The sequence below is a fragment of the Brevundimonas pondensis genome (assembly GCF_017487345.1).
GTDB classification, from domain to species: Bacteria; Pseudomonadota; Alphaproteobacteria; order Caulobacterales; family Caulobacteraceae; genus Brevundimonas; species Brevundimonas pondensis.
The window spans coordinates 1,424,172-1,448,674 of sequence record NZ_CP062006.1 but is presented as its reverse complement, the minus strand read 5'-3'; the positions used below and the strand labels follow the sequence as shown (position 1 = coordinate 1,448,674).

27 protein-coding genes are annotated in these 24,503 nt (G+C 67.0%); 12 read left to right on the top strand and 15 right to left on the bottom strand.

Annotated elements, in window-relative coordinates; translation table 11 throughout:
- Positions 1-39 precede the first annotated feature (39 nt).
- The 4 genes from IFE19_RS07295 (at position 40) to IFE19_RS07280 (ending at position 3,117) form a co-directional block, all read left to right on the top strand.
- Entirely contained in the window at positions 40-942 is a 903-nt protein-coding gene (locus tag IFE19_RS07295; RefSeq protein ID WP_207826847.1) for a tyrosine recombinase, read from the top strand.
- An 83-nt stretch (positions 943-1,025) separates the two neighbouring features.
- The gene (locus tag IFE19_RS07290) at positions 1,026-1,976 is read left to right on the top strand and encodes an acetyl-CoA carboxylase carboxyltransferase subunit alpha (RefSeq protein WP_207826845.1); all 951 of its coding nucleotides are present in this window, start codon (positions 1,026-1,028) and stop codon (positions 1,974-1,976) included.
- Between the two features lie 86 nt (positions 1,977-2,062).
- A complete protein-coding gene (locus tag IFE19_RS07285; RefSeq protein WP_207826844.1) occupies positions 2,063-2,638 on the top strand; it encodes a response regulator in 576 nt (191 codons plus the stop codon).
- Entirely contained in the window at positions 2,635-3,117 is a 483-nt protein-coding gene (locus tag IFE19_RS07280; protein WP_207826842.1) for a cytochrome P450 family protein, read from the top strand. The genes IFE19_RS07285 and IFE19_RS07280 overlap by 4 nt, the downstream gene beginning before the upstream one ends.
- Here the strand turns inward: IFE19_RS07280 and IFE19_RS07275 are convergent.
- The 5 genes from IFE19_RS07275 to IFE19_RS07255 all read right to left on the bottom strand — a co-directional run bounded on the left by IFE19_RS07275 (position 3,105) and on the right by IFE19_RS07255 (position 9,284).
- Entirely contained in the window at positions 3,105-4,991 is a 1,887-nt protein-coding gene (locus IFE19_RS07275) for an ABCB family ABC transporter ATP-binding protein/permease (RefSeq protein WP_207826840.1), read from the bottom strand. The two genes, IFE19_RS07280 and IFE19_RS07275, sit on opposite strands and share 13 nt — an antisense overlap.
- 49 nt (positions 4,992-5,040) lie before the next feature.
- Entirely contained in the window at positions 5,041-6,057 is a 1,017-nt protein-coding gene (locus IFE19_RS07270; RefSeq protein WP_207826838.1) for a threonine aldolase family protein, read from the bottom strand.
- A 3-nt stretch (positions 6,058-6,060) separates the two neighbouring features.
- Entirely contained in the window at positions 6,061-6,987 is a 927-nt protein-coding gene (locus IFE19_RS07265) for a mechanosensitive ion channel family protein (RefSeq protein ID WP_207826836.1), read from the bottom strand.
- Between the two features lie 80 nt (positions 6,988-7,067).
- On the bottom strand, positions 7,068-8,879 hold the full coding sequence (locus IFE19_RS07260) for an ATP-binding protein (protein ID WP_207827457.1): 1,812 nt from the start codon (positions 8,877-8,879) through the stop codon (positions 7,068-7,070).
- A gap of 96 nt (positions 8,880-8,975) precedes the next feature.
- On the bottom strand, positions 8,976-9,284 hold the full coding sequence (locus IFE19_RS07255; RefSeq protein ID WP_207826834.1) for a BolA family protein: 309 nt from the start codon (positions 9,282-9,284) through the stop codon (positions 8,976-8,978).
- 45 nt (positions 9,285-9,329) lie between these two features.
- Between IFE19_RS07255 and IFE19_RS07250 the strand changes: the two genes are divergently transcribed.
- Complete coding sequence (locus IFE19_RS07250; protein WP_207826832.1) at positions 9,330-9,998, top strand: J domain-containing protein; 669 nt, start codon at positions 9,330-9,332, stop codon at positions 9,996-9,998.
- Here the strand turns inward: IFE19_RS07250 and IFE19_RS07245 are convergent.
- Positions 9,958-10,341 carry a hypothetical protein gene (locus IFE19_RS07245; protein ID WP_207826831.1) on the bottom strand — a complete coding sequence of 128 codons (384 nt, stop codon included), beginning with the start codon at positions 10,339-10,341 and terminating at the stop codon, positions 9,958-9,960. The two genes, IFE19_RS07250 and IFE19_RS07245, sit on opposite strands and share 41 nt — an antisense overlap.
- A 12-nt stretch (positions 10,342-10,353) precedes the next feature.
- On the opposite strand from IFE19_RS07245, the gene IFE19_RS07240 reads away from it, so the two are divergent.
- The 4 genes from IFE19_RS07240 to IFE19_RS07225 are packed head-to-tail and all read left to right on the top strand — an operon-like array spanning position 10,354 to position 13,452.
- Positions 10,354-10,782: an organic hydroperoxide resistance protein gene (locus tag IFE19_RS07240; RefSeq protein WP_207826829.1), complete on the top strand. Its 429-nt coding sequence runs from the start codon at positions 10,354-10,356 to the stop codon at positions 10,780-10,782.
- A gap of 10 nt (positions 10,783-10,792) precedes the next feature.
- Entirely contained in the window at positions 10,793-11,902 is a 1,110-nt protein-coding gene (locus tag IFE19_RS07235) for an FAD-dependent oxidoreductase (RefSeq protein WP_207826827.1), read from the top strand.
- Between the two features lie 10 nt (positions 11,903-11,912).
- The gene (cobS, locus tag IFE19_RS07230) at positions 11,913-12,917 is read left to right on the top strand and encodes a cobaltochelatase subunit CobS (RefSeq protein ID WP_105562378.1); all 1,005 of its coding nucleotides are present in this window, start codon (positions 11,913-11,915) and stop codon (positions 12,915-12,917) included.
- A gap of 1 nt (position 12,918) precedes the next feature.
- On the top strand, positions 12,919-13,452 hold the full coding sequence (locus tag IFE19_RS07225) for a hypothetical protein (RefSeq protein WP_207826825.1): 534 nt from the start codon (positions 12,919-12,921) through the stop codon (positions 13,450-13,452).
- Positions 13,453-13,456: 4 nt separating this feature from the next.
- On the opposite strand, the gene IFE19_RS07220 is transcribed toward IFE19_RS07225, so the two are convergent.
- From IFE19_RS07220 to IFE19_RS07185, 8 genes are all read right to left on the bottom strand, one after another.
- Entirely contained in the window at positions 13,457-13,885 is a 429-nt protein-coding gene (locus IFE19_RS07220; protein WP_207826824.1) for a DnaJ domain-containing protein, read from the bottom strand.
- Between the two features lie 7 nt (positions 13,886-13,892).
- Positions 13,893-14,741, bottom strand: a complete 849-nt coding sequence (locus IFE19_RS07215; protein ID WP_207826822.1) for a division plane positioning ATPase MipZ — start codon at positions 14,739-14,741, stop codon at positions 13,893-13,895.
- 96 nt (positions 14,742-14,837) lie between these two features.
- Positions 14,838-15,479: an SPOR domain-containing protein gene (locus IFE19_RS07210; protein WP_207826820.1), complete on the bottom strand. Its 642-nt coding sequence runs from the start codon at positions 15,477-15,479 to the stop codon at positions 14,838-14,840.
- A 69-nt stretch (positions 15,480-15,548) separates the two neighbouring features.
- Positions 15,549-16,310: a chorismate mutase gene (locus IFE19_RS07205; RefSeq protein ID WP_207826818.1), complete on the bottom strand. Its 762-nt coding sequence runs from the start codon at positions 16,308-16,310 to the stop codon at positions 15,549-15,551.
- 305 nt (positions 16,311-16,615) lie between these two features.
- Positions 16,616-17,188, bottom strand: coding sequence for a prephenate dehydratase domain-containing protein (locus IFE19_RS07200; RefSeq protein ID WP_207826816.1), 573 nt, complete (start codon positions 17,186-17,188; stop codon positions 16,616-16,618).
- Complete coding sequence (locus IFE19_RS07195; RefSeq protein ID WP_207826814.1) at positions 17,185-18,555, bottom strand: class II 3-deoxy-7-phosphoheptulonate synthase; 1,371 nt, start codon at positions 18,553-18,555, stop codon at positions 17,185-17,187. The genes IFE19_RS07200 and IFE19_RS07195 overlap by 4 nt, the downstream gene beginning before the upstream one ends.
- Before the next feature lie 60 nt (positions 18,556-18,615).
- Positions 18,616-19,662 carry an enoyl-CoA hydratase/isomerase family protein gene (locus IFE19_RS07190; protein ID WP_207826812.1) on the bottom strand — a complete coding sequence of 349 codons (1,047 nt, stop codon included), beginning with the start codon at positions 19,660-19,662 and terminating at the stop codon, positions 18,616-18,618.
- A complete protein-coding gene (locus IFE19_RS07185; RefSeq protein WP_207826810.1) occupies positions 19,659-20,795 on the bottom strand; it encodes an isobutyryl-CoA dehydrogenase in 1,137 nt (378 codons plus the stop codon). Before IFE19_RS07185 ends, IFE19_RS07190 begins: the two co-directional genes overlap by 4 nt.
- Before the next feature lie 257 nt (positions 20,796-21,052).
- On the opposite strand from IFE19_RS07185, the gene hemB reads away from it, so the two are divergent.
- On the top strand, positions 21,053-22,057 hold the full coding sequence (gene hemB, locus IFE19_RS07180; protein ID WP_207826808.1) for a porphobilinogen synthase: 1,005 nt from the start codon (positions 21,053-21,055) through the stop codon (positions 22,055-22,057).
- Positions 22,058-22,063: 6 nt separating this feature from the next.
- Here hemB and IFE19_RS07175 read toward each other — a convergent pair whose 3' ends face one another.
- On the bottom strand, positions 22,064-22,558 hold the full coding sequence (locus tag IFE19_RS07175) for a flavin reductase family protein (RefSeq protein WP_225910443.1): 495 nt from the start codon (positions 22,556-22,558) through the stop codon (positions 22,064-22,066).
- Positions 22,559-22,688: 130 nt separating this feature from the next.
- On the opposite strand from IFE19_RS07175, the gene IFE19_RS07170 reads away from it, so the two are divergent.
- Positions 22,689-23,591: a flagellar motor protein MotB gene (locus tag IFE19_RS07170; RefSeq protein ID WP_207826804.1), complete on the top strand. Its 903-nt coding sequence runs from the start codon at positions 22,689-22,691 to the stop codon at positions 23,589-23,591.
- 112 nt (positions 23,592-23,703) lie between these two features.
- Positions 23,704-24,435: an arginyltransferase gene (locus IFE19_RS07165; RefSeq protein WP_207826803.1), complete on the top strand. Its 732-nt coding sequence runs from the start codon at positions 23,704-23,706 to the stop codon at positions 24,433-24,435.
- Positions 24,436-24,503 lie beyond the last annotated feature (68 nt).

The following is a 24,503-nucleotide window of genomic DNA, read 5'->3' as shown; positions in this document are numbered from 1 at the left end:
ACCCCGCCGTTCGCTCCACACTCGTGTTGAGCGCAACGCATGACGCCGCAGGTCGAGGCGTTTCTGGAGATGATGGCGGTCGAACGCGACGCCTCGCCTCACACCCTGTCCGCCTATGGCCGCGATCTGGCCGACGCTGAAGTCTGGCTGGACGATGCGGGCGGCCTGATGGGCGCGTCTCAGGAAGCGGTCGAAGCTTGGTTCGCCGACCTGTCCCGGCGCGGCCTGTCGGCGGCCACGGCGGCGCGCAGGCGATCCTCCGTGCGGCAGTTCTACCGCTTCGCCCTGGGCGAAGGCTGGCGGACCGACGACCCGTCCCGCCGCATCGACGCCCCGAAGCAGGGCCGCAGCCTGCCCAGGACCCTCAGCCGCGACGAAATCGAGGCCCTGCTGGCCGCCGCCGGCGCCGCCGACAGCGCGGCGGGCCTGCGTCTCGTGGCCCTGGTCGAGATGGCCTACGCCTCGGGCCTGCGCGTATCGGAACTGCTGGGGCTCAAGGTCGAGGCCGTGCGTCGCGACCCCGCCTACCTGATCGTGCGCGGCAAGGGCGGCAAGGAACGGCTGGCCCCGCTCAACGCCGCCGCCCGCGCCGCGATCAAGGCCTGGCTCGACGCCCGCGACGCCGCGCGCAAGCCGAACACGCCCGACAGCGCCTGGCTCTTCCCCTCGCATGGCAAGACCGGCTGCCTGACGCCCCGCCGGTTCGCCCAACTTCTCGATCAGGCCGCGCTGGCGGCCAATATCGACCCGGCCCGCGTCAGCCCTCACGTCCTGCGCCACGCCTTCGCCACCCACCTGCTGGAAGGCGGCGCTGACCTGCGCGTGGTCCAGACCCTGCTGGGCCACGCCGACATCTCGACCACCCAGATCTACACCCACGTCGCCACCGATCGCCTGGCCCAGGTCGTCCATTCCAGGCACCCCTTGGCGAAGGACGACTGAACCCCGCTTGCCCCACGGCGTTCACCGCACTAGTTTCCGCCGCTTTCCGTAGCGCCAACCGCGCTTCTCCTCACGGACGCCTTATGGCCACGCACTATCTCGAATTCGAAAAGCCCATCGCCGAGCTGGAAGCCAAGATCGCGGAGCTGTCGCATCTGGCCCCGACCAGCGGCTCGTTCGAGACTGAGATCGCCGCCTTGCGCAAGAAGGCCGACGCCCTGCGGGTGAAGACCTACGCCAATCTCGATCCGTGGATGCGCACCCAGGTGGCGCGCCACCCGCAGCGTCCGCACTTCGTCGACTACATCGACGGCCTGTTCACCGACTTCGTGGAACTGCACGGCGACCGTCAGTTCGGCGACGATCAGGCCATCCTGGGCGGCCTGGCCCGCTTCCGCGGCCAGCCGGTCGTGGTCATGGGTCACGAAAAGGGTCACGACACCCAGACCCGCATCACCCACAACTTCGGCATGGCTCGCCCCGAGGGCTATCGCAAGGCCGTCCGCCTGATGGACATGGCCGAGCAGTTCGGCCTGCCGGTCCTGACCTTCGTCGACACCGCCGGCGCCTATCCGGGCCTGGGCGCCGAGGAGCGCGGTCAGGCCGAGGCCATCGCCCGCTCGACCGAGCGCGGCCTGACCCTGGGCGTCCCCTCCATCGCCACGGTGACGGGCGAAGGCGGTTCGGGCGGCGCTATCGCCATCGCCGCCGCCAGCCGCGTGCTGATGCTGGAGCACTCCATCTATTCGGTCATCTCGCCCGAGGGCGCGGCCGGCATCCTGTGGCGTGACGGCACGCGCGCCAAGGACGCCGCCATGGCCATGAAGATCACCGGCCCGGACTTGCTGGCGATGAAGATCGTCGACCGCGTCATCCCGGAGCCCCTGGGCGGCGCCCACACGGCGCGCGAAACGGCCATCCAATCGGTCGGCGATGTGCTGGAAGACGAACTGAAGACGCTGTCGTCGCTGTCGGCGGACCAGATCCGCAAGGCCCGCGCCGATCGTTTCTACGCCATCGGCCGTCTGGGCTGATCACACATTGCACGGCGGCGTAACGCCGCCGAAGCTGACAGCATGCGAATCGGTTTCTCGCCCCTTTTGAACTTCGGGGTCTCGTCATGCGCGGCATGAACGGGGTCGGCGAATCCCTGCGCGAAAGCGCAGTGTTCAACTTCGCGGGCGCGGTGACCATGGTCATCGACGATTCGCCATTCGCCCTGGAACTGACGGCGCAGGCTGTTCTCGGCTTCGGCATCAAGGTCCGTCACGCCTGCGCCAGCGCCGCCGAGGCCATCGCCATCCTGCGCGACCATCCGGTCGATCTGATCTTGGTCGACTGCGAGATGCCGGGCATGAGCGGCTATGAGTTCGTACGCTGGCTGCGTCGGTCGGGACTGGAGCCCAACGCCTTCGCTCCCGTCATCATGACCGCCGCCCACGTGCGCCGTTCCAAGGTGTCCGAGGCCCGCGACTGCGGCGCCAACTTCCTGATCACCAAGCCGTTCAGCGCGGGCGTCCTGCTGGAGCGCATCGTCTGGGTCGCCCGCGACGCCCGTCCCTTCCTCGAGGTCGGCGATTATTTCGGCCCCGACCGCCGCTTCCGTTCGGAACCCTGGGAGGGTCTGGAGCGCCGTTCAGAAGAGATCCGCAAGGCGGAATTCGAAGCCCAACGCAAAGCGTCGATCGAGCTATGACCGTCATCACGCACAACCGCCGTCGTTCGCGCCTGTCGACCCTGATCGACCAGCCCGGCGGCGTCAGCGCCGGCGTCGCGCTGGCGCAAGCCAAGGCCAATCTGGCCGAAATGGAAGCGCGCAGCCGCGCGGTCATTGAAGAACAGGTGTCCGCCCTCGCCGCCCTACAGCCTGCGTCCTCGCCAGAGGAAACCGCGCGGCTGCTCGATCAGGCCTATGATCATTCCAGCGCTGTGATCGACGCCGCCGGCCCGTTCGAGCTCAAGGACCTGTGCGCCGCCGCCGCCAATCTGTGCGACCTGATCGACGCCGCGCCCGAGGACAGACCCTTCGACTGGCGCATCGTCACCGTCCACGCCCAAGCCCTGCGCCTGCTGCTGACCCTGCCTGCCGAAGCCGCCGAGGCCAGGACCCAGGTCCTGGCCAGCCTCAAGGACGTGCTGAAGGCCAAGGTTCCTGGCGGCGCTCAGTCCGACTGAGGCAGACTTTTCGCGCCGCGCGTCTGCTTGCGCCACAGGCTGGCGTATTCGCCGCCCTGACGCGCCACCAGCTCATGGTGGGCGCCGCGCTCGACGATCCGCCCGGCCTTCAGCACCAGGATCTGCTCGGCGTCGGCCACGGTGGACAGGCGGTGCGCCACCACCAGGGTCGTGCGGCCCGCCCGCGCCTTGCGCAGGGTCTTCTGGATCGCCGCCTCGGTGCGGCTGTCGAGCGCGCTGGTCGCCTCGTCCAGGATCAGGATGCAGGGATCGGCCAGCAGGGCGCGGGCGATGCCCACCCGCTGACGTTCACCGCCTGACAGCTTCAGCCCGCGTTCCCCCACCCGCGTTTCCATGCCCTCGGGCAGATTGCGGATGAAGTCGGCCAGCTCCGCCGCCTCGGCCGCCGCCCAGATGGCCGCCTCGTCGGCGTCCGGACGAGCGAAGGCGATGTTGGCGCGGATGCTGTCGTTGAACAGGGCCACGTCCTGCGGCACCAGGGCCACGGCCGCCCGTAGCGAGCCCTGCGTCACCGACCGCGCGTCATGGCCATCGATCAGCACGCGGCCTTCCTGAGGGTCGAGCAGGCGCAGAGCCAGCTTGACGATCGTGGACTTGCCCGCCCCCGAAGGTCCGACCAGAGCCGTGGTCGTGCCCGCCGGGGTAACGAAGCTGACGTCGTCCAGACCCGCGGCCCGTGCATCGTGACGGAAGCCCACATGCTCGAAGACGACCTCGGCCCCGCATCCGCTGGCGGGGCGCGGCAAGGCCACGGCGTCGGGCGCATCGGCCACCTGCGGCGCCTGTCGCGTCACCTTCAACATTTCTTCCATGTCGATGAAAGATTGACGGATTTCTCGGTAGGCGAAGCCCAGGATGTTCAGCGGCGCATAGAGCGAGATCATGATCAGCACCGCCGCCGTCACATCACCCGGCCCCATCCGGCCCGCCGCCGCCTCGAACCCGGCCATGACGGCCATGATGCCCAGACCGACGTTCATGATCAGGCCTTGGATCAGGTTCAGCGTCGCCAGCGAGGTATTGGCCTTCAGCGCCGCGTCCACATAGGTCGACAGCGACCGGTCATAGGCCTCGGCGGCCCGGCCCTCGGCCCCGAAGGACTTGACTGTCTCGTAGTTCAGCAGGGCGTCAACCGAGAGGCCCGCCGCCTCGCTGTCGGCGGCGTTCATGGCGCGTCGGTGCTCCAGACGCCAGTTGGCCATGGCGAAGGTCGCGACGGCATAGACGGCCACCACCCCGATCGCCACCGCACCGAACCGCCAGTCGTACTTGCCGCTCAGCACCGCCGCCGCCAGCACTAGCTCGACCACAGTGGGTCCCAGATTGAACACTAGAATCCGCAGCAGGAAGTCCACGGCCCGCGAGCCGCGATCCATGGTCCGCGACAGGGCGCCCGACCGCTTGGTCTGATGAAAGTCCAGCGACAGGCTCAGGGCATGAGCAAAGGTCTCCGCCGCCGTCCGGCGCTGCGCCGCCGCTCGAACCGGTGCGAACACCACGTCCGACAGCTGCGGCGTCGCCGCCGACAGGAAGCGCACCACGGCCCAGCCCACCGCGAAGGCTGCAAAGCCCCAACCCACGGCCGCCGCCGCGCCCTGCCCCGCCGCCAGATGGTTGACCGCCGCCCCCAGGATCAGGGGGGCGGCCACGCCAAGCCCCTTGCCCGTCAGCGTCAGAGCGATGGCCCCGGCGACGCGCCAGGGCAGTTGCGGGGCGCCCGAACGGCCCACGACGCGCAGCAGGTCACCCAGCGCCTGCCAGGTCGGCGGCGCCTCCTGCTTCATCTCTGCCTGTCCGGCGGCCATGGCCTTGACCGTGGCGTCGCCGCGTCGGCCGGATCGTTCACCGCGCATGGTCGTGCTCCAGCCTGTGGACGGCGCCGCGCAGGAGCGAGAGCGACATTCAGTTCAAACTCGCGATAGCTTCGAGCAATTCATCCACCACGCCCTCGGTCGTCGCCCAGGAACAGACGAAGCGCACCGATCCGTCGTCGAACTGGTAGCAGGCCCATCCCAGGGCGTTCAGCCTCTGATGCGCCTCGTCCGGCATCCGCACGAAGACGGCGTTGGACTCTACCGGATGGGCCAGAACAAAGGGCGAGCGCTCCTCGATCCCGTCGGCCAGCCGTTGCGCCATCAGGTTGGCGTGGGCGGCCCCGCTCTCCCAGCCGCCCGATTCCAGCAGCCCCAGGATCGGCGCCGCCAAGAACCTCCCCTTGGACGCCGTCTGCCCGGCCTGCTTCAACCGGTTGTCGATGCGTCGTGTCAGGCTCTTATCAAAGATGACCAGGGCCTCGGCGCAGTTCGCCCCCGCCTTGGCCCCGCCGAACACCAGGATATCGACGCCCAAGCGCGGAATGTCCTTCAGGTCGAACCCTGCCGCCACCGCATTGGCCAGTCGCGCCCCGTCCATATGGACGCCCAGTCCCGCCAGCTTGGCGGGTTCGATCAGGTGGCGCAGTTCTTCTTCGGAATAGACGGCGCCGTACTCCGTCGCCTGGGTGACGCTTAGCGCAGCTGCGGGCTGGCGATGGCCGACCACGGGTTCTTCCAGCGCCGCGCGCAGGGCCATGCCGTCGATCTTGCCCGAATAGCCTGGCAGGCCGATCAGGCCGACCCCCTGGCCAAAGAAGCCCGGCGCGCCCGTCTCATCGGTGCAGATATGGGCCGCATGATGCGTCAGCACCGCCTCATAGGGTCGGGCCAGCATGGAGACGCCGATAGCGTTGGCCGCCGTGCCGCTGAAGACGAAGCGCACCTCGGCGTCGGCGTCCAGCCGCTGGCGAATCTGATCAGCCGCCCGCGCCGTGATCTCGTCCGCGCCATAGGCCCGCGCGAAACCGCCGTTGGCCGCCGCCAGGGCTTCCAGCGCAGCGGGCGCCATGCCGGCCGTGTTGTCCGATCCGAAGTCGTAACGCACGCGTCAGTCTTCCTGTTGTTCTGCCGCCGCCATGACGATGCGGGCAAATTTGGCGTCCTTGGCCGGCACCTCGACCTGGTGCGGGAAGGGTATCTCGATTCCGGCGGCGTCCAGGGCTTCCTTGCCGCCTTGCATCAGGTCAGCCTGGCTCTGCCACCAGTCAGCGACATTGACCCAGGCATGCAGGGTGATCTCGACCGAACTGTCCAACAGGGCCGTCACACCCGTCCAGGGCGTGGGGTCTTTCAAAACCTTGCCGTGCGCCCTGGCCACGCCGGCGATCACGTCGCAGGCGTCCTTCAGGTTTTCGCCATATCCGACCGTGAACTTGATCTCGATCCGGCGCGTCCTCTGGCCCGTCAGATTGATGATGACGTCGCTCAGGACCTTGGAATTTGGGATGACGATCTTGTGGTTGTTGGCGTTGGTCAGCTGGGTCGTGAACAGGTCCAGCTTCTGCACTGTGCCTGAGGCGCCGCCCACATCGATCACCTCGCCGACGCGATAGGGCCGCAGCACCAGCAGCATGACTCCGGCCGCCACATTCGACAGCGTCCCCTGCAAGGCCAGACCAACCGCCAGGGAGGCCGCGCCCAGAACCGCGATGATAGAGGTCGTCTGCACGCCCAGGCGCTGCAGCACGGCGATCAGGCCAATGATGATCACCACGACGCGGACCACCTGAGCGGCGAAGCTGAGCACCGTCTGATCGTGGCGGAAGGCCCGCATCCGTCCCAGCACGCGCCTCGTCACCCCCGACGCCCAACGCGCGACGAACAGGGTTACGACGAAGATCAGCGCCGCGATCGTCAGATTGATCGCCAGATCGCCGGCCATGTCGGCCAGCTTGGCCAGGATGGCGGCGTCAACGGTCAGGCGTTTTTCGCCGACGGCGACGGCCTGGGTCAGGGTTTCATGCAAGGCGGACATGCCTTGGGTCTAACGTGTGGCTCCGCGAATGGAAGCCCGCCGCTCTGCTTTTCGGCCAACCGACGTTCCCAAGCGCCTTGTCAGGCTGCAGCTGCCGGAACCTCGGCCTCGACCGCGGCCTGATGCAAGGCGCCGCGTCCCCCGGGAACCTGCCCCATCAGGCTGGCCAGACGGCGGAAATCGATAGGCTTGTTCAGATAGGCGTCCGCGCCCGCCGCCATCCCGGCCTCATGGTCTTCGTTTCGGGCGGAAGCCGACAAGACGACGATCGGCGTCTCCAGATTCACCCCGCGGCTCTCCCGGATCAGACGTGTCGCCGTCAGTCCGTCCATCACGGGCATGTTCACGTCCATGATGATGAGGTCAAATCTCTGACTGCGCGCCAGTTCAACGGCAACCTCGCCATTCTCCGCAGTGCTGGTGCGATGGCCGGCCGACCCCATCCAGGCTTCAAGGATCATGCGATTGACCGGGTGATCCTCGACAATCAGCACCGTCAGACAATCGCCGCCGTCCACCTCGGCGTCGATGACTTCCGCCATCTCGACACGATTCCATTCAACCACTTCGCCCTCGATCGTGAGAGTGAAGGTCGAGCCCTGCCCCAATCTTGAAGTCACGGTGATGTCGCCGCCCATGATATGCGCCATGCGCCGCGCTATGGTCAGGCCCAGGCCCGTTCCGCCGAACTTGCGTGTCGAAGAGTTGTCGACCTGCGTGAAAGGCTGGAACAATCGATCCAGGTCCTCGCGTGAGATGCCGGAACCGCTGTCTGTGACCGTGAATTCGAAACCGACACGGCGGTCCGAAATCCGACGTCCGCGCACCGTATAACGGATCTCGCCCTGATCGGTGAACTTGACGGCGTTCGACAGCAAATTCTGCACGACCTGACAGACCCGCAACGGATCTCCCCGCACCACGGCGGGAAGCTCTCCCTCGAACGTCGAGATCAGCGTCAGCCCCTTGGCTTCAGCCTGGGCCTCGAACGGGCCAAGGATGCGCCGGTGCAGGTCGTCCAATTGCACGTCCACGACATCGAAGCTCATCTTGCCCGCTTCGATCTTGGTCATGTCGAGTATGTCGTTGAGCAAACTCAACAGGTTGTCGCCCGAATTGCGAATGATCGACAGATATTCGCGTTGAACGCCCTCCAGACGTGTCGCGCTCAGAAGTTGCGCCGCCCCGAGCACTCCATTCATCGGGGTGCGCAATTCGTGAGAGATCACGCCCAGGAAGCTGGACTTGGCTTCGTTGGCCGCATCCGCCTTGTCGCGAGCCGCCTCCAGTTCCTCGATCAAATGGGCCTGGTGCTCCTGGAAGGCGCGGATACGATCCTCGCGCAGCATGGTCATGGTCACCAGGACAAACAGGCTGGCCGCGGTGAACGGCACCAGGGTCACAAAAGGCCAGAACAGGGGTCCGCCGAACAGGCTTACAGCAATGATCGCAGCAGCCAGACCATAGGGCGACGAGATCATGATGGCCTGACGCGGTGAACTGCGCAGCTGAGCAAAAACCAGGACATAGCCTGACATCAACAAGGCGATGGCCAGTTCATGCCCGAACTGGGCGGCCGAGAACCAGGCCATCAACGGTGCGACGGCCCATACGGCCGTGGTCACGGTGGCCACAACGGGGAAGACCATGCCCCAGCCCGCTCCGACCTGATGGCTGACGCGCTTCTCCACCTCGCCGCGCAATGCGCCGGCGGCCAGGGTGGCGGCGAACCAGGTCAGACCATGCACCAGACCGACCGTCGCCACGACGCCCACCGCCCAGCTGACGATGATCATATAGCGCAGGTAATGGGTCTGCAGAATCGCGGTCAGCGCCTGAGCGGCCTCGCCGGGCGCCTGCCCGTCCAGTCCCTTGATCCCATCCCCCACCATTCGCACGCCCCCGCTCTTGCAAATCGTTTTCGCAGCGGACGCTAGAGTGAAGGTTCTAAGACGATATGAATGCGGATTTCTACGTAAACGGACAGATCAAGCGGTCCGGGCCTCGGCCTCTTCGACCGTCTGGGCGCGGATGGACAGGGCATGAACCGGACCAGCCAGCTCATCTTTCAGGACGGCGTTGACCGCGCGCTGACGCGCTAACCGCCCCTGCCCCTCGAAGAGGTCTGAAACGATGGTTAGCTGGAAATGGCTCTCACCGCCGTCCCTGGCGTCCATGCCGCCTTCATGATGGTGCCCTGCGTGCTTCCAGCTGTCGTCTTCCAGCTCGATCCGCGCCGGGGCGAAGGCCACGGTCAGTTTTTCGCGGATAAGTGCCGCCACGGGGCCGTCTGACATCGGTCGTTCCTTGAAGCTGTCCAATTCCAGCTTACACTTGGGGCGATGTCCGCGTCATTTGAATACAAGCCTCGCTTCACCGACATTCGCGTGAAGCCGCCCAAGCCTGAGGAAGAGCAGGCCGAGGCCGACGTCCTGCATCTGAAGCCCGGCGAGAAACCCTGCCAGTGGCCGGACTGCAGCCGCCCCGCGACCGCCAAGGCGCCCAAATCGCGCGAGCAGCTGGCCGACTTCTACGACTTCTGTCAGGCCCATGCGGGCCAGTACAACAAGGGCTGGAATTTCTATGCGGGCATGAGCGAGGGTCAGATCCGCGCCGCCCAGGAAAACGAGGCCATGACCGGCGGTCGCCCGACCTGGGAGATGAAGGCCGGCAAGAACACCCGCGAGGCCGCCGCCTTCGCCGCCAAGATGGGCACGGCCAACACCGAGGGCGCGGGTTCATGGCGCGACAGCTTCGGCCTGTTCGGCCGTCGCACCCGCGAGGCCGGGCCGGCGATGGCCGAGGAACACCGCATCGGTAAGATCGAACTGGCGGCCCTGACTGACCTTGATCTCAAGCCTGGTGCGGACAAGGCGGCCATCAAGGCACGCTATCATGAGCTGCTGAAACGCTTTCACCCTGACACCAACGGCGGCGACCGTGGCGCCGAGGCCAAGCTTCAGCGCGTCATCAAGGCCTGGAAAACCCTGAAGAAGGCCGGGCACGCCTGAGCGTTCTCAGCAAGCCGCCGCCCCTGGGAGGCCCGTCGATGCGGGTGACATTCTCGCCCGCGCCGTCCCAGATTTCGGCGAACGCGCTGCCGGCTTCTTCCAGCATCATGCGCCGCGTTTCGCTGACGGCCTCCAGCAAACTGTCCGCATCAAGAGCGAACATGTTCGGCGTGCTTTCGGGCGCGTCATAGACATAGCAGAAGTACTGCGTGTTCGTATGCATGGCCTCTTCCCCGACGGAAGTGATGGCCAAATTGTTAACACATGGCTTGCGGATTACACGAATCACAGAACCGTTGTTTCTGAACGACTGAGGCCCATATTCGACTCCTTCGATCTTCAAAGGAGTCGCCCCATGGAAGTCCTCTACCGCGCCCACGCCACGGCATCGGGAGGCGGCCGCGACGAAGGCCGCTCCGCCACCGACGACGGCAAGATCGACGTGCGCCTGTCCGTCCCGACCGAGATGGGCGGCAAAGGCGGCGACGGCACCAATCCCGAACAGCTCTTCGCCACTGGCTACGCCGCCTGCTACCTGGGTGCCCTGAGGCTGGTCTCGGGCAAGGCCGGGACGCCCGTCGGCCCGGACACCAGGGTTGAGGCCGGCGTCGGCTTCGGCAAGAACACCCGCGGCGAAGGCTTCAACCTGGACGTTACTCTGCACGTCACCGGGCACGGCCTGGATCAGGCCGTCATCGACGAACTTATCCACAAGGCGCATCAGGTCTGCCCCTACTCGAACGCCACGCGCGGCAACGTCGACGTGGCGTTGAGCGCCGGCTGAGGCTGCGGCCATGAGCGCCGCGCCCCAGGTGCTGATCGTCGGCGCCGGTCCCACGGGCCTGGCGGCGGCCCTGTTCCTGTCCCGGCGCGGCGTGGCCGTTCGCATCGTCGACGCGGCCGAGACGCCGACCGCCACCTCCAGGGCGCTCGGCGTCAATCCGCGCACCCTCGACCTGCTGGAACCGACCGGCGTCACCGCCCGCATCCTGGCCGAGGCCGGAACCGTCGATCGTCTTCACATCCACCGGCACGGCCAGACCCTGGCCGTCGTCCATCTGGATCAGATCAAGGTCGGCGCCCGCTTCCCACTCGCTATCCTGCCCCAGGCCCAGACCGAGGCCCTGCTGACCGAGGCCCTGGCCGCGCGCGGCGTCACCGTTGATCGCGACGTGGCCCTGACCGCCCTGTCTAAGGACGCCGACGCCGTCACCGCCGTCCTGTCGTCAGGCGAGCGCGTGCGGACGCCCCTGCTGTTCGCCGCCGACGGGGCCCATTCCACAGCCAGAAAGGCCTTGAGCCTCGGCTTCCCCGGCGACGCCTGGGCCGAGCCCTGGCAGTTGATCGATGTCGAACTGGACGGCCCGCCGTCGGACGAGGCCTGGATCGACTTTCGCGACGACGCCGTCTTCGTCTGCCTGCCCTACTCCGGCACGCGGTTTCGCCTGATCGGCTTCGGCCCGCCGCTGTTGAACCATCTGCCAGACGGCTGGCGCGCGGGCGCCGTCCTCTGGCGCTCAGACTTCCACATCTCGCACCGCATGGCCTCGGCCATGAGCTTGGGCCGTATCGCCCTGGGCGGAGACGCCGCCCATATCCACTCGCCCATCGGCGCACGCGGCATGAACCTGGGCATCGAGGACGCCTTTGTCTTCGCCGACTGCGCCGCCGACTTCCTCAGCGGACAGTCCGACCGAATCGAGGACTACGACCGCCTGCGTCGTCCGGGGGACAAGGCCGTGGTGCGCCGCGTCCGCGCCCTGACCAGTTTCGTCCGCAACACAGGCGCCGGGGCCGATCTGGCCCGTCGCACAGCCATTCCCGTCGTCGCCCGCCTGCCCTTCCTCATTGAACGGGTCGCCCGCATCGGTCTGGGTCTCGACCACCCGGTCGTGCTGCGCTAATCGCTCTGCCATGACCTCTCCCCTCGACGCCTCGCCCGATCCCCTGGTCACGCTGGAACCGCACCGCAAGGTGACGGTCAGGGAGGCGTTCGGCGTCGATTCCGACATGGTCGTGCCCGCCTTCGACACGCGCGACAGCCATGTGCCCGAGATCGACGACAGCTATCGCTTCGATCCGCAGACGACCCTGGCCATCTGCGCCGGCTTCGCCTTTGACCGTCGCGTCATGGTTCAGGGCTATCACGGCACCGGCAAGTCGACCCACATCGAGCAGGTCGCCGCCCGCCTGAACTGGCCGCTGGTCCGCGTGAACCTGGACAGCCACATCAGCCGCATCGATCTGATCGGCAAGGACGCCATCGTCCTGAAGGACGGCAAGCAGATCACCGAGTTCCGCGAGGGCATCCTGCCCTGGTCGCTGCAACGCCCGGTCGCCCTGGTCTTCGACGAATACGACGCCGGCCGTCCCGACGTCATGTTCGTGATCCAGCGCGTGCTGGAGGCCCAAGGTCGCCTGACCCTGCTGGATCAGAACCGCGTCATCCGCCCGAACCGCTGGTTCCGCCTGTTCTCGACCACCAACACCATCGGTCTGGGCGACACCTCGGGCCTCTATCACGGCACCCAGCAGATCAACCAGGGTCAGATGGACCGCTGGAACATCGTCACGACGCTGAACTACCTCGATCACGACGTCGAAGCCGAAATCGTCGCCGCCAAGATCCCCGAGTGGAACGACGCCGAGGGCAAGCGCCGCATCGCCGCCATGGTCCGCGTCGCCGACATGACCCGCAACGCCTTCATGAACGGCGACATCTCGACCGTCATGTCGCCCCGCACGGTCATCACCTGGGCCCAGAACGCCATCATCTTCGGCGGCGACCTAGCCCTGTCCTTCCGCCTGACCTTCCTGAACAAGTGCGACGAACTGGAACGCCCCACCATCGCCGAGTTCTACCAACGCGCCTTCGGCGAGGACCTGCCGGAAGCCGCAACGCGGGTGAAGGTCGGCTGATATGTGGTTTGGTCTCCTCGCCATGGTTGCATCCCATGCCGAGGAGCCACGCCCGCCGCGGCCATCCGACAGCGAACTCCTCGAAGCGGTCATCTCTGAGAGCCCTCGCGGACGTGTCCTGTCAGTAGATTTCAGCGACGCGCCGCGCGACGGCGGACGGATCGGCTGCGGCCTCATCGACATTGATGGCGTCGTCGAGCCCTTCTCGACCCTCACGGCATGGCGCGGTCCACCGACTGTGACCGTCAGACTCGTCGGCCAACCGGCTCCCCCGGTTAAGCCCCCGCACTGGTCGATCTCCGCCGTCGTGCCGACACGGACCGAGAGCGATCAGGACGCGGAAACAAGCCGTTCCGCGCGTAATCAGGACGCCGTGCAAAGGAAGCTCGCGCTCATGGTGTGCCGCGACCTGCAGCCGCCCGAAGGTTCCGTCTGGACGACAGAGCTGGAACCCCACCCCGATCCAGCGCGTGACGCCGAAATTAAGCGGTTGGCGAAACGCACCACAGACGCCCTTTTCGGCGACCGAGACTGATCGACTATTCTTTCAGCAGCCGATCCCGCGCAGCATTGACCCGCGCCGCCAGCCCCTCCGTCCCGCCCTGATCGGGATGGGCTCGCGCCATCAGACGGCGCCAGGCGGCCTGTATGTCCTGCTGTGTAGCGTCGGCGGACACGCCGAGAATGGCCCGCGCCTCAGCTTCAGACAGGCGCTCAGCGACCGGCGCACGCGGGGCCGCACTACGAACCCGCGACTGAACCGCCAACCACAGCCCGCCCCCCGCCAGACTAATCGCAGCCAGCCAGACTCCGCGTGAGGCGGCCAGAACCGCCCCTGCAAACAGGGCGCTGCTGAGGATGGTCGCGGAGATGCGCCAGTGGCCGCGGCGGGCGCGTTCGGTCTGACGCCCCAACCGGGCCAGCGCCCAGACCGCCACGGCGGCCAGCCCCAGCCAGATCAGGCCCATGCGACGATCAGGCCGCCGCCGCGTCCAGCGGAGCCATTGAGCCGCCCGCCGCGTCGTCCAGACCCATGGCCTGCATCAGATTACGCATTTCCTGACGCGCCGCGACGTGGGCCAGCGACACCGACACCGGGCGGATGTCGTTCGACAGGTCGGCTACCGTCAGGCCGAACGGGAAGAGCTCGCGATAGATGACCCGGTCGCGCAGCCCCGGCCCGACGCGGAAACCGACGCGTTTGGCCAGCTTCTTCATCCGCTCTTCCAGGCGACGACGGTTGCGGGCCTCGGCCACGGCCAGACGGTTGGTGACCACGATCCAGTCGATCGTCACCTGACGCCCCTCGGTGATGGCGCGGTGCTTGCGCGCCTCCCAGACGCTCTCGGAATAGATGGAGGGCTTCTTCAGCTCCAGCGTCACCGGATCGACCTCGCCCAGCAGGTCGAAGTCGACGAAGCTGTCGTTCATCGGGGTGACGATCTGATCGGCGCGGCCATGCGCGGCGCGCGACAGGGCCGTGTCGCCGCCCGGCGTGTCGATCAGGATGATGTCAGCCTGGCTTTGCGCCTCGGCGTAGGCGGCGTCGAAACGCGCCAGTTGCTCCGCTTCATCAGCCTTGGCCAAGGCCTTGCCGTCGCCCATGTCCGGCACGATCGGCAGCGGCAGGTCATGACCGTTCGCCGCCGTCCAGGCCGCGCGGTTCGAGAAGAAGCGCTCCATCGACCGCTGGCGCAGGTCCAGATCGATGATCGCGACCCTCTTGCCCGCGTGCAGCAGGCCCGTGACGATGTGAATGGCCAGGGTGGACTTGCCGGCCCCGCCCTTTTCATTGCCGATGACGATGACCTGAGGCTGCGCCATGTTGGACCCCGATGTTTCGACGGACGCGACTCAAGTGGTCGCGGCCCGTCCCAGACGCCCTAGATCGGGCCAAGGGCGTCAGTCGTCAACGAAACCTTAAGCCGCGCCTGTGGACGACGCCGCCTCTGCGGCCCGCACGCACCACGGATCGGACGCCGCCGCCTTGGCGCAAAGCGCCGAAGCCTGAGCCGATCCGGCGCGAACCTTCAACCGCACCAGTCGCCGACCGTTGACCTCGACCGGCTCAAACACCGGGTTCAGGCCTTGGCTCCCCTGTCCCAAACGCTCCCAGGCCGCCTGGGCCGAAGCCTGACTGGCGTAGGCTCCAAGTTGGATCAGAACGGCAGGCGCAGCAGCGACCGCGACTGCGGCGGGACGCGACGGCTGAGCCTCAGCCCGCTGCGCAGCCTGCACGTCCGCCGGGGCCTCGGGATCATGGAAAACCGCCGGCACGGCTGGCAGGACAGCGGCAGCCTTGGCGGTCAGCCCGTCACGGGCGTCCCAAAGCTGATGCGGCGTCAGAAGCTCGACCTTCAAAGGCCTCAGCCCCGCCTCCTCGGCGTTGCGCGGCCCGGCGGGCTCACGTCTGGCTTCAGGCTTCGTCGACAGGGGAATGGCCGCGATGTTCTTGGCTACGCCCTCGAAACGATGGGGATCGGCCTCCGCCATGCCGCAGCCGGACAGCAGCGCCGCGAGGGCGCCGACCGATCCGAGCCGCAGAATGACGGAAGCGTTCATGCCGTCATGCTGAACCCAGTCTTTTGAGACAGGGTTGAAGAACAGGCTTAACGCCCGTTCACACCTTCATCAGCCGATGGCGCCGACGCAGCCTTCCACATCGCCCGGCGCCACGTCGGCGTCGGTCAGGGCCAGGGTCCAGCCGTGGTTGGTGTTCAGGCCCCAGCGGCGCGCGCCCGAGCCGTCGCCGGCGTCGCCCCCGACCGTCACCACCACGCGACGCCCCGTCGGCAGGGCCGGCGGATCGATCTTGCCCACGGCCAGCGAGGTCGGGGTTTCACCGCCGTAGCCGTCGAAGACGCTCAGCATCGACCATTCGCGACGCAGACCCATCCACCAGGCGTCCTCGGTATTGATCGACAGCACCGAGACGCCATGGCCTTCGGCGGCATGGGCCAGAGCGGCCTGCGGGTCGCGGACCAGCTTGATGTCAGCGGCGGCGCCGAAGCGCAAGCGGGCGCCGTCCACGGCCTTGGCCGGATCGATCGGGGCCCAGACATGGACCTGCAGCCGGCCCTGACGGGCCAGACCCCAGCCGACGATCTCGCGCCACAGGTGCTCGACCGCCTCGCGGTTTTCAGGTTCGCACTGCTTCAGGACGCGGGCCTGAACGGCCTGTTCGCGGTCGGGACGCAGCTTGGTGTGGGGGCCAGTCGGCGCGTCCTTGGCCTTGCCGACCTGGGCGGCGACGGCGAGACGGCGCTCGAACAGGTTCAGGATCTGATCATCCAGGCTGTCGATCTCGGCGCGCAGGGCGGCCAGCGCCTTCTGCTCGGGGCTCAGCTCGACGGTTTCAGCGGGCCAGACTTGCTGGATGTTGGATTGCGACATGGGATTTGGCTTTCGGCATGGAATTTCGATGGGGAGATCGCGTCCGCCGAAACATCAGGCAGGAACGCGTGCACGGGCCGCTCGAAAGGAGCGGTCGCCAGCGAGACAGTCAGGGTTGGTTAGAAGCCCGACGCCTCAGCCGGCGTATCGAAAGCCGTAATAGCCGTAGCCAAAATAAAAGCCGGCCACCGCGCGCGTGGTGGTTTCAAGGGTCAGTTGTGCGCGCAGCGAGGACATGAATCCGGTCCGGTTTCAGGATCAGGGTCGATCCGATCCTCTCTTAAGCGCGCAAAGACTATGCGCAGTCAACCCTGAGGGGCGCTTAACAGGACAAATCGCGTCCGGTTGTCGCTGAAATCCTGCAGATCGTTGCGCAGAACCGACAGGCCATAAACCTCGGCTGCACGAGCCGGCGCCACGGCGGCGCGGGTCACGTCGCCCGCTTCGGCCACGGCGGCGGCGGCGCCGCCCGTGTCGAAGACCTCGACCGAGGCGATGCGCATTTCGCCCAGGGCTTTCGAGCACTGCTGCAGGGCCACCGGGTGGCTCTCGGCCGTCCGGATGTCCGACAGTCGCGCCTCGGGCAGGCCCAGAAGGGCCAGCCGGATCGGACGCCAGGCTTCGCTGACCACCGTCAGCCCCGCCTCCCGCACCAGACTGGCGGCAGGCTCGACCACGCCGATGGTCGAATTCTCGACCGGGATCAGCGCCGACTGGCAATCGCCCGACAACAGGGCCTCGATCGCCCCCTGAAAGGTCTCATAGCCCACCGCCTCGTCCCACGGACGCAGGTCGAGGCAGGCTTCATGGCTGAAGGCGCCGGGCGCGCCCTGATAGGCGACGCGGCCCGGCCCTTCGTCTTCGGTCGGCGTGGTCACGCGGCCTCGGCGCGGGCCTGACGCCCGGCCTTGAGACGCTCAGCGACCAGGAAGGCCAGCTCCAGCGCCTGATCGGCATTGAGGCGCGGATCGCAGTGGGTGTGATAGCGGCTCGACAGATCGTCCTCGGTCACCGCCTGGGCGCCGCCCAGGCATTCGGTGACGTTCTGGCCGGTCATCTCCAGGTGGACGCCGCCGGGGTGGACGCCCTCAGCCTCGGCCACGTCGATGAAGGTGCGAACCTCGCCCATGACGCGGTCGAACGGCCGGGTCTTGTAGCCGTTGGCCGCCTTGAGGGTGTTGCCGTGCATCGGGTCGATCGACCAGATGACGCGCTTGCCCTCGGCCTTCACCGCCCGCATCAGCGCCGGCAGGCGATCACCGACCTTGTCATGACCAAAGCGGCCGATCAGGGTCAGGCGCCCAGGAATATTGTTCGGGTTCAGGGCGTCGATCAGCGGCAGGATGTCCTCCGCCGTCATGGTGGGCCCGCACTTCACGCCGATGGGGTTCGAGATGCCGCGCATGAACTCGATATGCGCGCCGTCTAGCTGACGGGTGCGCTCGCCGATCCACAGCATGTGGGCCGAGGTGTCGAACCATTCGCCCGATGAGCCTTCCAGCCGCGTCAGGGCGCTCTCGACGTTCAGCAGCAGGGCTTCGTGGCTGGTGAAGACCTCGACGCGCGACAGGTCAGGATGCGTCTCGGGCGTGACGCCGACCGCCTCCATGAAGGCCAGGGCCTCGGTGATCTTGTCGGCCAGCTCCCGGTAGGCTGCGCCCGCGCCGTTGTCGGCGAAGCCCAGGGTCCAGCGATGGATATTGTACAGGTCGGCATAGCCGCCGCCGGCGAAGGCGCGCAGCAAGTTCAGCGTCGAGGCCGACTGGTTGTAGGCCTTCAGCAGGCGCTGCGGATCGGGCACGCGCTCTTCAGCGGTGAAGCCCATGCCGTTGATGATGTCGCCGCGATAGGACGGCAGCTCGACCCCGCCGATCTCTTCCAGCGGCGACGAGCGCGGCTTGGCGAACTGACCGGCGATGCGGCCGACCTTCACCACCGGCTTGCGGCCGGCGAAGGTCAGGACCACCGCCATCTGCAGGATCAGGCGGAAGGTGTCGCGGATGTTGTCGGTCGAGAACTCCTTGAAGCTCTCGGCGCAGTCGCCGCCCTGAAGCAGGAAGGCGTTGCCCGCCTCCACCTGTGCGAGATGCTGGGTCAGTTTGCGGGCCTCGCCGGCAAACACCAGGGGCGGCATGGCCCGCAGCTCGTCTTCGACACGGGCCAGTTCGGCCATGTCAGGATAGTCCGTCGGCATATGGACGACGGGCTTGTTTCTCCAGGATTCAGGGGTCCAGCGCTTACTCATGCCGCCTAGATAGTCCTGTCAGGCCTTCGGAACAACAAATGTTGCGCCGCAGCGATGTTTTCAGAGCGGCGACCAAGCCTCGTCGGCGGGCAGAGGCGCGAACAGAGCGTCCAGCGTCGCGTCGCTGACGCCCGACAGGTCGGCGGGGGACCACTTCGGGACGTTGTCCTTGTCGACGATGACGGCGCGCACGCCTTCCTGGAAGTCATGGGTCTGCACCACCCGACCGCCCAGCGCATATTCCATCGCCATGTTCTCGGCGAAGGACGCCAGGCCTGCCCCGGTGCGGATCTGGCGCAGCGAAACCTTCAGCGACTGCGGCGACTTGGTCTTCAGGATGCCGAGCTGCTTCAGCGCCCAGTCCGAACCATCGGCCTCCAGCGCGGCGAAGATCTCCTCGACGGTATCGAAGGCGAACAGCCGGTCGATGGCCTCGCGGTGCGCGTCCAACGGAGCCGGACCGGCGTCGCCCGCCAGACGGTCAACCACGGCCTTGGGATCAGCGGGCGCCGCCAGCAGTTCGGCCTTCAGCACCTCGACGCCTTCGCTTGGCGTGAAATGGGTATGGATGCCCAGGGCCACCGTGTCCGCCGCCTTCAGGCGTGCGCCCGTCAGCGCCAGCCAGACGCCCGTCTGCCCCGGCAGCCGCGGCAGGAACCAGCCGCCGCCCACGTCAGGGAACAGGCCGATGCCTGTCTCGGGCATGGCGTAGGTGGTCCGCTCGGTGGCGATACGGACATCTGCCGGCTCGCTGATGCCCACGCCCCCGCCCATGACGATGCCGTCCACGATGGCCGTGATCGGCTTGAGGTATTCGAACATCAGATGGTTCAGCTGATACTCGGTCCTGAAGAAGGCCTTGGCCTCCGACGCATCCCCTGCCCCGCTCTCGGCGATCATGCGGATGTCGCCCCCGGCACAGAAGCCGCGCTCGCCCGCATGGTCGATCAGCACCGACGACACCGCGTCGTCGCCGCGCCACGCCAGCAGCGCCTCAATCATCGCCTCGCACATGCCCCGGTTCAGCGCATGAATCGCCTTGGGCCGGTTCAGGGTGATGCGACCGACGCCGCCTTCGATGCGCGTCAGAACTTCAGCGTCGCTCATCGGGCCAGCTCCCGCGCGATGATGACGCGCATGATCTCGTTGGTGCCTTCCAGGATGCGGTGGACCCGCAGGTCGCGCACGATCCGCTCCAGCGGATAGTCCTTCAGATAGCCGTAGCCGCCGTGCAGTTGCAGCGCTTCGTCAGCCAGCTGGAAGCAGGCGTCGGTGGCCAGACGCTTGGCCATGGCGCACCACTTGGTCTTTTCCGGGTGGTTGTTGTCGATGGCCCAGGCCCCGCGCTGCACCATCAGGCGCGCCGCCTCCAGGTCCGTCGCCATGTCGGCCAGGCGGAACTGCAGGGCCTGAAACTGGCCGATAGCCTGACCGAACTGCTTGCGCGTGGTCACGTATTCCTGCGCCGTCTCCAGCGCCAGCCGCGCCCCGCCCAGCGAGCAGGCGGCGATGTTCAGGCGCCCGCCGTCCAGACCGGCCATGGCGTATTTGAAGCCCGCGCCCTCCTCGCCCACCAGATTGCCGACCGGCACGCGGCAGTCGTCGAAGCTGACCACGGCGGTCGGCTGGGCGTTCCAGCCCATCTTCTTCTCATTGGCGCCGAACGACAGACCGGGCGTCCCCGCCTCGACCACGATGGTCGAGACGCCCTTCGCCCCCTCGCCGCCGGTGCGGACCATGACGACATAGACGTCCGACACGCCCGCGCCGGAAATGAAGGCCTTGGAGCCGTTCAGCACATAGTGGTCGCCGTCGCGCACCGCCGTCGTCCGCAGCGCCGCCGCGTCCGACCCCGAGCCCGGCTCGGTCAGGCAGTAGCTGGCCATCTTGTCCATCGCCACCAGCGACGGCACGAAGCGCGAGCGCAGTTCAGCAGAGCCGAACTTGTCGATCATCCACGTCGCCATATTGTGGATCGAGATAAAGGCCGCCGTCGCCACGTCTCCGCGCGACAGCTCCTCGAAGATCACCGCCGCCTCGACGCGGCCCAGGGCCATGCCCCCGTGCTCTTCACCGGTATAGATGCCGCAGAAGCCCATCTCGGCCGCCGACTTCATCACGTCGACCGGGAAATGCTTGTCCTCGTCCCACTGGGCCGAGTGCGGCGCCAGTTCAGCGTCGGCAAAGGCCCGCGCCGCGTCCTGAATGGCGCGCTGGTCGTCGTTGAGGGCGAAGTCCATGATCTATACTCCCGGCTCTGCCCTCTGACGGGGCGTTCATGCCGCTTTTATCCAAGCGCTTGGGAAACGTCACCCCGCCAGCGCCCTGCGCCGCATCTTGTGTCCGCCAATGACGCAGGCACGCGCTAGCCTCTGCCTTTCGACGCCGCGATTTCAGACGATTCAGACGAATTGGACTCTGTTTTTTCCCGACCGAGGTCCGATATGCGACCTCCAAGGCCGTTTCCCTGCCCCGCCTACCGGACTATTAGCCCTGCATGACCATGCCGTTCCAGCCCGCCGCTTTTCCCTACGCCCGCCCGCGTCGCCTGCGTTCGCAGCCCTGGGTGCGCCGTCTGGTCGCCGAGACGACCCTGACGCCCGCCGATCTGATCTGGCCGATCATCGTCCATGACGGGGCCGAGGACCGCGTACCGGTCGCCTCCATGCCGGGCGTCTTCCGCCTGTCGCCCAAGGAGGCCGCCAAGGCCGCTGTCGAGGCTCGCGATCTGGGCATCCCCATGATCGCCCTCTTCCCGAATGTGGACGGCGCCATCAAGGACAGCGTCGGCACGGCCGCCAGCGACCCGGACGGCCTGATCCCCGACTGCATCAAGGCCATCAAGGACGCCGCGCCCGAGATCGGCGTCATGACCGACGTGGCCCTGGACTGCTACACCGACCACGGCCATGACGGTGTCGTGGAGAACGGCCGCATCCTCAACGACGCCAGCATCGAGCGCCTGGTTGAACAAGCCTTCATCCACGCCCATGCCGGCGCCGACGCCGTGGCTCCGTCGGACATGATGGACGGCCGGGTTCAGGCCATCCGCGAAGCCCTGGAAGCCAACGGCCTACCCGACACCCTGATCATCAGCTATGCGGCCAAATACGCCTCAAGCTTCTATGGCCCCTACCGCGACGCCGTCGGCTCGTCGAAGTCGCTGACCGGCGACAAGAAGACCTATCAGATGGACTTCGCCAACGCCGACGAGGCGCTGCGCGAGGTGGCGATGGACATTTCCGAAGGCGCCGACGCCCTGATCGTCAAGCCGGGTCTGCCCTATCTCGACATCGTCCGTCTGGTCTCGGACACCTTCAAGATCCCGACCTTCGCCTATCAGGTGTCCGGCGAGTACGCGATGATGCAGGCGTCCATCGCCAACGGCTGGCTGGAGGAAGACCGCGCCATCCTGGAAACCCTGCACGCCTTCAAGCGCGCGGGCGCCTCCGGCGTCCTCAGCTACTTCGCGCCCAAGGCGGCGCGGCTGCTGGGGGCCTGATCCGGTTCAGGCCGTCGGATCGACGGCCTGTCCGTACTTGCCGCGGAAATAGGTCAGGGCGTCGCCAGGGTGGCTCTCAAACGCCGCCACCCGCCCGACGATGACCAGATGGTCCCCCATGACGATCCGGTCGTGGGTCGTGCAGTCCAGCCGTGTCACGGCGTTCCGCAGACGCGGCGGGGCCGGGTCGCCGACCTCGAACTCGTCGTCCGACAGGGTGCAGACGCCCCAGGCGAAGCGGTCCGACATGGCCTGATCCTCGACCGGCAGCATATGCACGGCGAAGCGCTCGGCCCCGGCGAAGGCGTCGTGGCGATCCGACTTCACGTCCAGGCACCACAGGACCAGCGGCGGGTCCAGCGACACCGAGGTGAAGCTGTTGACCGTAATGCCCAACGGCCCCTCGGCCGTATGGGCCGTCACCACGCAGACGCCGGTGGCGAAACCGCCCAGCGCCTTGCGATAGGCCTTGGCGTCGAATTCGGAAGGGGATGAGGTCACGGTCACAGGCCTGACCTAAGCCGTGGGCCGCCGCGCGGCAAGGTCGCACCCCGAAAGGCCCGCACCGCAACCGCTTCTTAACGGCCACATGAGATTTACGACTAACGAACGACGTTAAGATTGGCCTGCTATGTCCGCGAGCGATCGCCCGATCCTGATCAAGAAGGTGAAGAAGGTCTCCGGCGGCGGCCATCACGGCGGCGCGTGGAAGGTGGCCTACGCTGACTTCGTGACGGCCATGATGGCCTTCTTCCTGCTGATGTGGTTGATCAACACGACCGATCCGGAACAGAAGCGCGGCATCGCTGAATACTTCGCCCCCGCCAACGTCTCGGCCTCGACTTCGGGCTCTGGCGGTATTCTGGGCGGCACGGCTCTGGGCGACGACATGGGCGCCAAGGGCGCGGGCTCAAACGCCGTCATCGAGCAGCTTGCCCCCGAAGCTCCAGAATCGCCAGAACAGGCCGGTCAGAATTCCAATCTCGCGGCCGCCAGCGAATCCGCCCTGCGCGCCGAGATCGCTCGCCGCGAGGCCGCCGACTTCGCCAGCGCCGCCGAAAGCCTGCGTCAGGCCATGCAGGCCATGCCCGAACTGGCCGAACTGTCGAAACAGCTGATCATCGACCAGACGCCAGAGGGCCTGCGTATCCAGCTGGTCGATCAGGAAGGCCGCTCGATGTTCGAGAACGGCTCCTCGCGTCCCAACCCGCGCGCTCAACTGCTGCTGCGGGCCATCGCCAAGGTCATCAACCAGCTGCCCAACCGCATCTCCATCACCGGCCACACCAGCGCCGTGGCTGGCTCCAGCCGCGCCAGCGGCGCCGGCGACTGGTCGCTGTCGTCCGCCCGCGCCGACGCCTCGCGTCTGACGTTGCAAGGTGCGGGCGTGAACGCCGACCGGGTCTATTCGGTGGCTGGCAAGGCGGGCTCCGATCCTCTCTATCCCGACGACCCGTCGCTGGCCGGCAACCGTCGCATCGCCATCGTCCTGCTGCGCGAGGCCCCGGTCCTGCCCACGGACACCAGCCTGTGATCGCTAGCGCCGAGCCTCTCGGCGCTTGCGAAATCCTCCGGTTGCGCGCCAAATCGAAACATGACGACCCGAGCGCAAATCCGCCGAAACGATTGGAAACGGACGTAAGGCCGTGACCCAACATTTCCCGACCCGGCAGCTGCGGTTCTTCATGACCGCCAACGCGCCCTGCCCCTATCTGCCCGGCCAGTTCGAGCGCAAGGTCTTCGCCAACTTGCCCTTCAGCGACGGCGCCGACGTCAACGACGCCCTGACCCAGGCCGGTTTCCGTCGCAGCCAGAACATCGCCTATCGCCCGGCCTGCGAGGCCTGCGCGGCTTGCGTCTCGGTGCGGATTCCGGTCGGCGAGTTCGTCTTCTCCCGCTCGCAGCGCAAGGTCCTGAACCGCAACGCCGACCTGTCGCGCGATCTGGTCGAGGCTGAGGCGACGATGGAGCAGTTCGACCTGCTGCGTCGCTACCTGACCGCCCGCCATCCCGGTGGCGGCATGAGCGACATGGGCTGGTCCGACTATGTGTCGATGGTCGAGGACACGGCGGTTCGCACCCACCTGATCGAATACCGCCTGCCCGCAACCGACGACGGCCCCGGCGATCTGGTCGGCGTCTGCCTGACCGACCTGCTGCACGACGGCCTGTCCATGGTCTACAGCTTCTTCGCCCCCGATCTGGACCGCCGCAGCCTGGGCCAGTTCGCCATCATGGATCACCTGCGCCAGGCGGCTATGGTCGGCCTGCCCTATGTCTATCTGGGCTACTGGGTCCAGGGCTCGCCCAAGATGGACTACAAGGCGAAGTTCAGGCCCATGGAAGCCCTGCGCCCGCTGGGCTGGGAACGTCTCTAGCTTCCTTCTCCCCTTGAGGGAGAAGGTGGCAGGCGAAGCCTGACGGATGAGGGGTGTTAGCGGCTCCG

What these genes read in the sequence shown, in the direction of transcription:
- IFE19_RS07295 (WP_207826847.1), top strand. Translation starts at nt 40, where the DNA reads ATGACGCCGCAGGTCGAGGCGTTTCTGGAGATGATGGCGGTCGAACGC.
- IFE19_RS07210 (WP_207826820.1), bottom strand. Translation starts at nt 15,479, where the DNA reads ATGAACGCTTCCGTCATTCTGCGGCTCGGATCGGTCGGCGCCCTCGCG.
- IFE19_RS07170 (WP_207826804.1), top strand. Translation starts at nt 22,689, where the DNA reads ATGTCCGCGAGCGATCGCCCGATCCTGATCAAGAAGGTGAAGAAGGTC.
- IFE19_RS07275 (WP_207826840.1), bottom strand. Translation starts at nt 4,991, where the DNA reads ATGCGCGGTGAACGATCCGGCCGACGCGGCGACGCCACGGTCAAGGCC.
- IFE19_RS07260 (WP_207827457.1), bottom strand. Translation starts at nt 8,879, where the DNA reads ATGGTGGGGGATGGGATCAAGGGACTGGACGGGCAGGCGCCCGGCGAG.
- IFE19_RS07235 (WP_207826827.1), top strand. Translation starts at nt 10,793, where the DNA reads ATGAGCGCCGCGCCCCAGGTGCTGATCGTCGGCGCCGGTCCCACGGGC.
- IFE19_RS07190 (WP_207826812.1), bottom strand. Translation starts at nt 19,662, where the DNA reads ATGAGCGACGCTGAAGTTCTGACGCGCATCGAAGGCGGCGTCGGTCGC.
- IFE19_RS07215 (WP_207826822.1), bottom strand. Translation starts at nt 14,741, where the DNA reads ATGGCGCAGCCTCAGGTCATCGTCATCGGCAATGAAAAGGGCGGGGCC.
- IFE19_RS07205 (WP_207826818.1), bottom strand. Translation starts at nt 16,310, where the DNA reads ATGTCGCAATCCAACATCCAGCAAGTCTGGCCCGCTGAAACCGTCGAG.
- IFE19_RS07280 (WP_207826842.1), top strand. Translation starts at nt 2,635, where the DNA reads ATGACCGTCATCACGCACAACCGCCGTCGTTCGCGCCTGTCGACCCTG.
- IFE19_RS07290 (WP_207826845.1), top strand. Translation starts at nt 1,026, where the DNA reads ATGGCCACGCACTATCTCGAATTCGAAAAGCCCATCGCCGAGCTGGAA.
- IFE19_RS07285 (WP_207826844.1), top strand. Translation starts at nt 2,063, where the DNA reads ATGCGCGGCATGAACGGGGTCGGCGAATCCCTGCGCGAAAGCGCAGTG.
- IFE19_RS07265 (WP_207826836.1), bottom strand. Translation starts at nt 6,987, where the DNA reads ATGTCCGCCTTGCATGAAACCCTGACCCAGGCCGTCGCCGTCGGCGAA.
- IFE19_RS07255 (WP_207826834.1), bottom strand. Translation starts at nt 9,284, where the DNA reads ATGTCAGACGGCCCCGTGGCGGCACTTATCCGCGAAAAACTGACCGTG.
- cobS (WP_105562378.1), top strand. Translation starts at nt 11,913, where the DNA reads ATGACCTCTCCCCTCGACGCCTCGCCCGATCCCCTGGTCACGCTGGAA.
- hemB (WP_207826808.1), top strand. Translation starts at nt 21,053, where the DNA reads ATGACCATGCCGTTCCAGCCCGCCGCTTTTCCCTACGCCCGCCCGCGT.
- IFE19_RS07225 (WP_207826825.1), top strand. Translation starts at nt 12,919, where the DNA reads ATGTGGTTTGGTCTCCTCGCCATGGTTGCATCCCATGCCGAGGAGCCA.
- IFE19_RS07250 (WP_207826832.1), top strand. Translation starts at nt 9,330, where the DNA reads ATGTCCGCGTCATTTGAATACAAGCCTCGCTTCACCGACATTCGCGTG.
- IFE19_RS07185 (WP_207826810.1), bottom strand. Translation starts at nt 20,795, where the DNA reads ATGGACTTCGCCCTCAACGACGACCAGCGCGCCATTCAGGACGCGGCG.
- IFE19_RS07195 (WP_207826814.1), bottom strand. Translation starts at nt 18,555, where the DNA reads ATGAGTAAGCGCTGGACCCCTGAATCCTGGAGAAACAAGCCCGTCGTC.
- IFE19_RS07240 (WP_207826829.1), top strand. Translation starts at nt 10,354, where the DNA reads ATGGAAGTCCTCTACCGCGCCCACGCCACGGCATCGGGAGGCGGCCGC.
- IFE19_RS07220 (WP_207826824.1), bottom strand. Translation starts at nt 13,885, where the DNA reads ATGGGCCTGATCTGGCTGGGGCTGGCCGCCGTGGCGGTCTGGGCGCTG.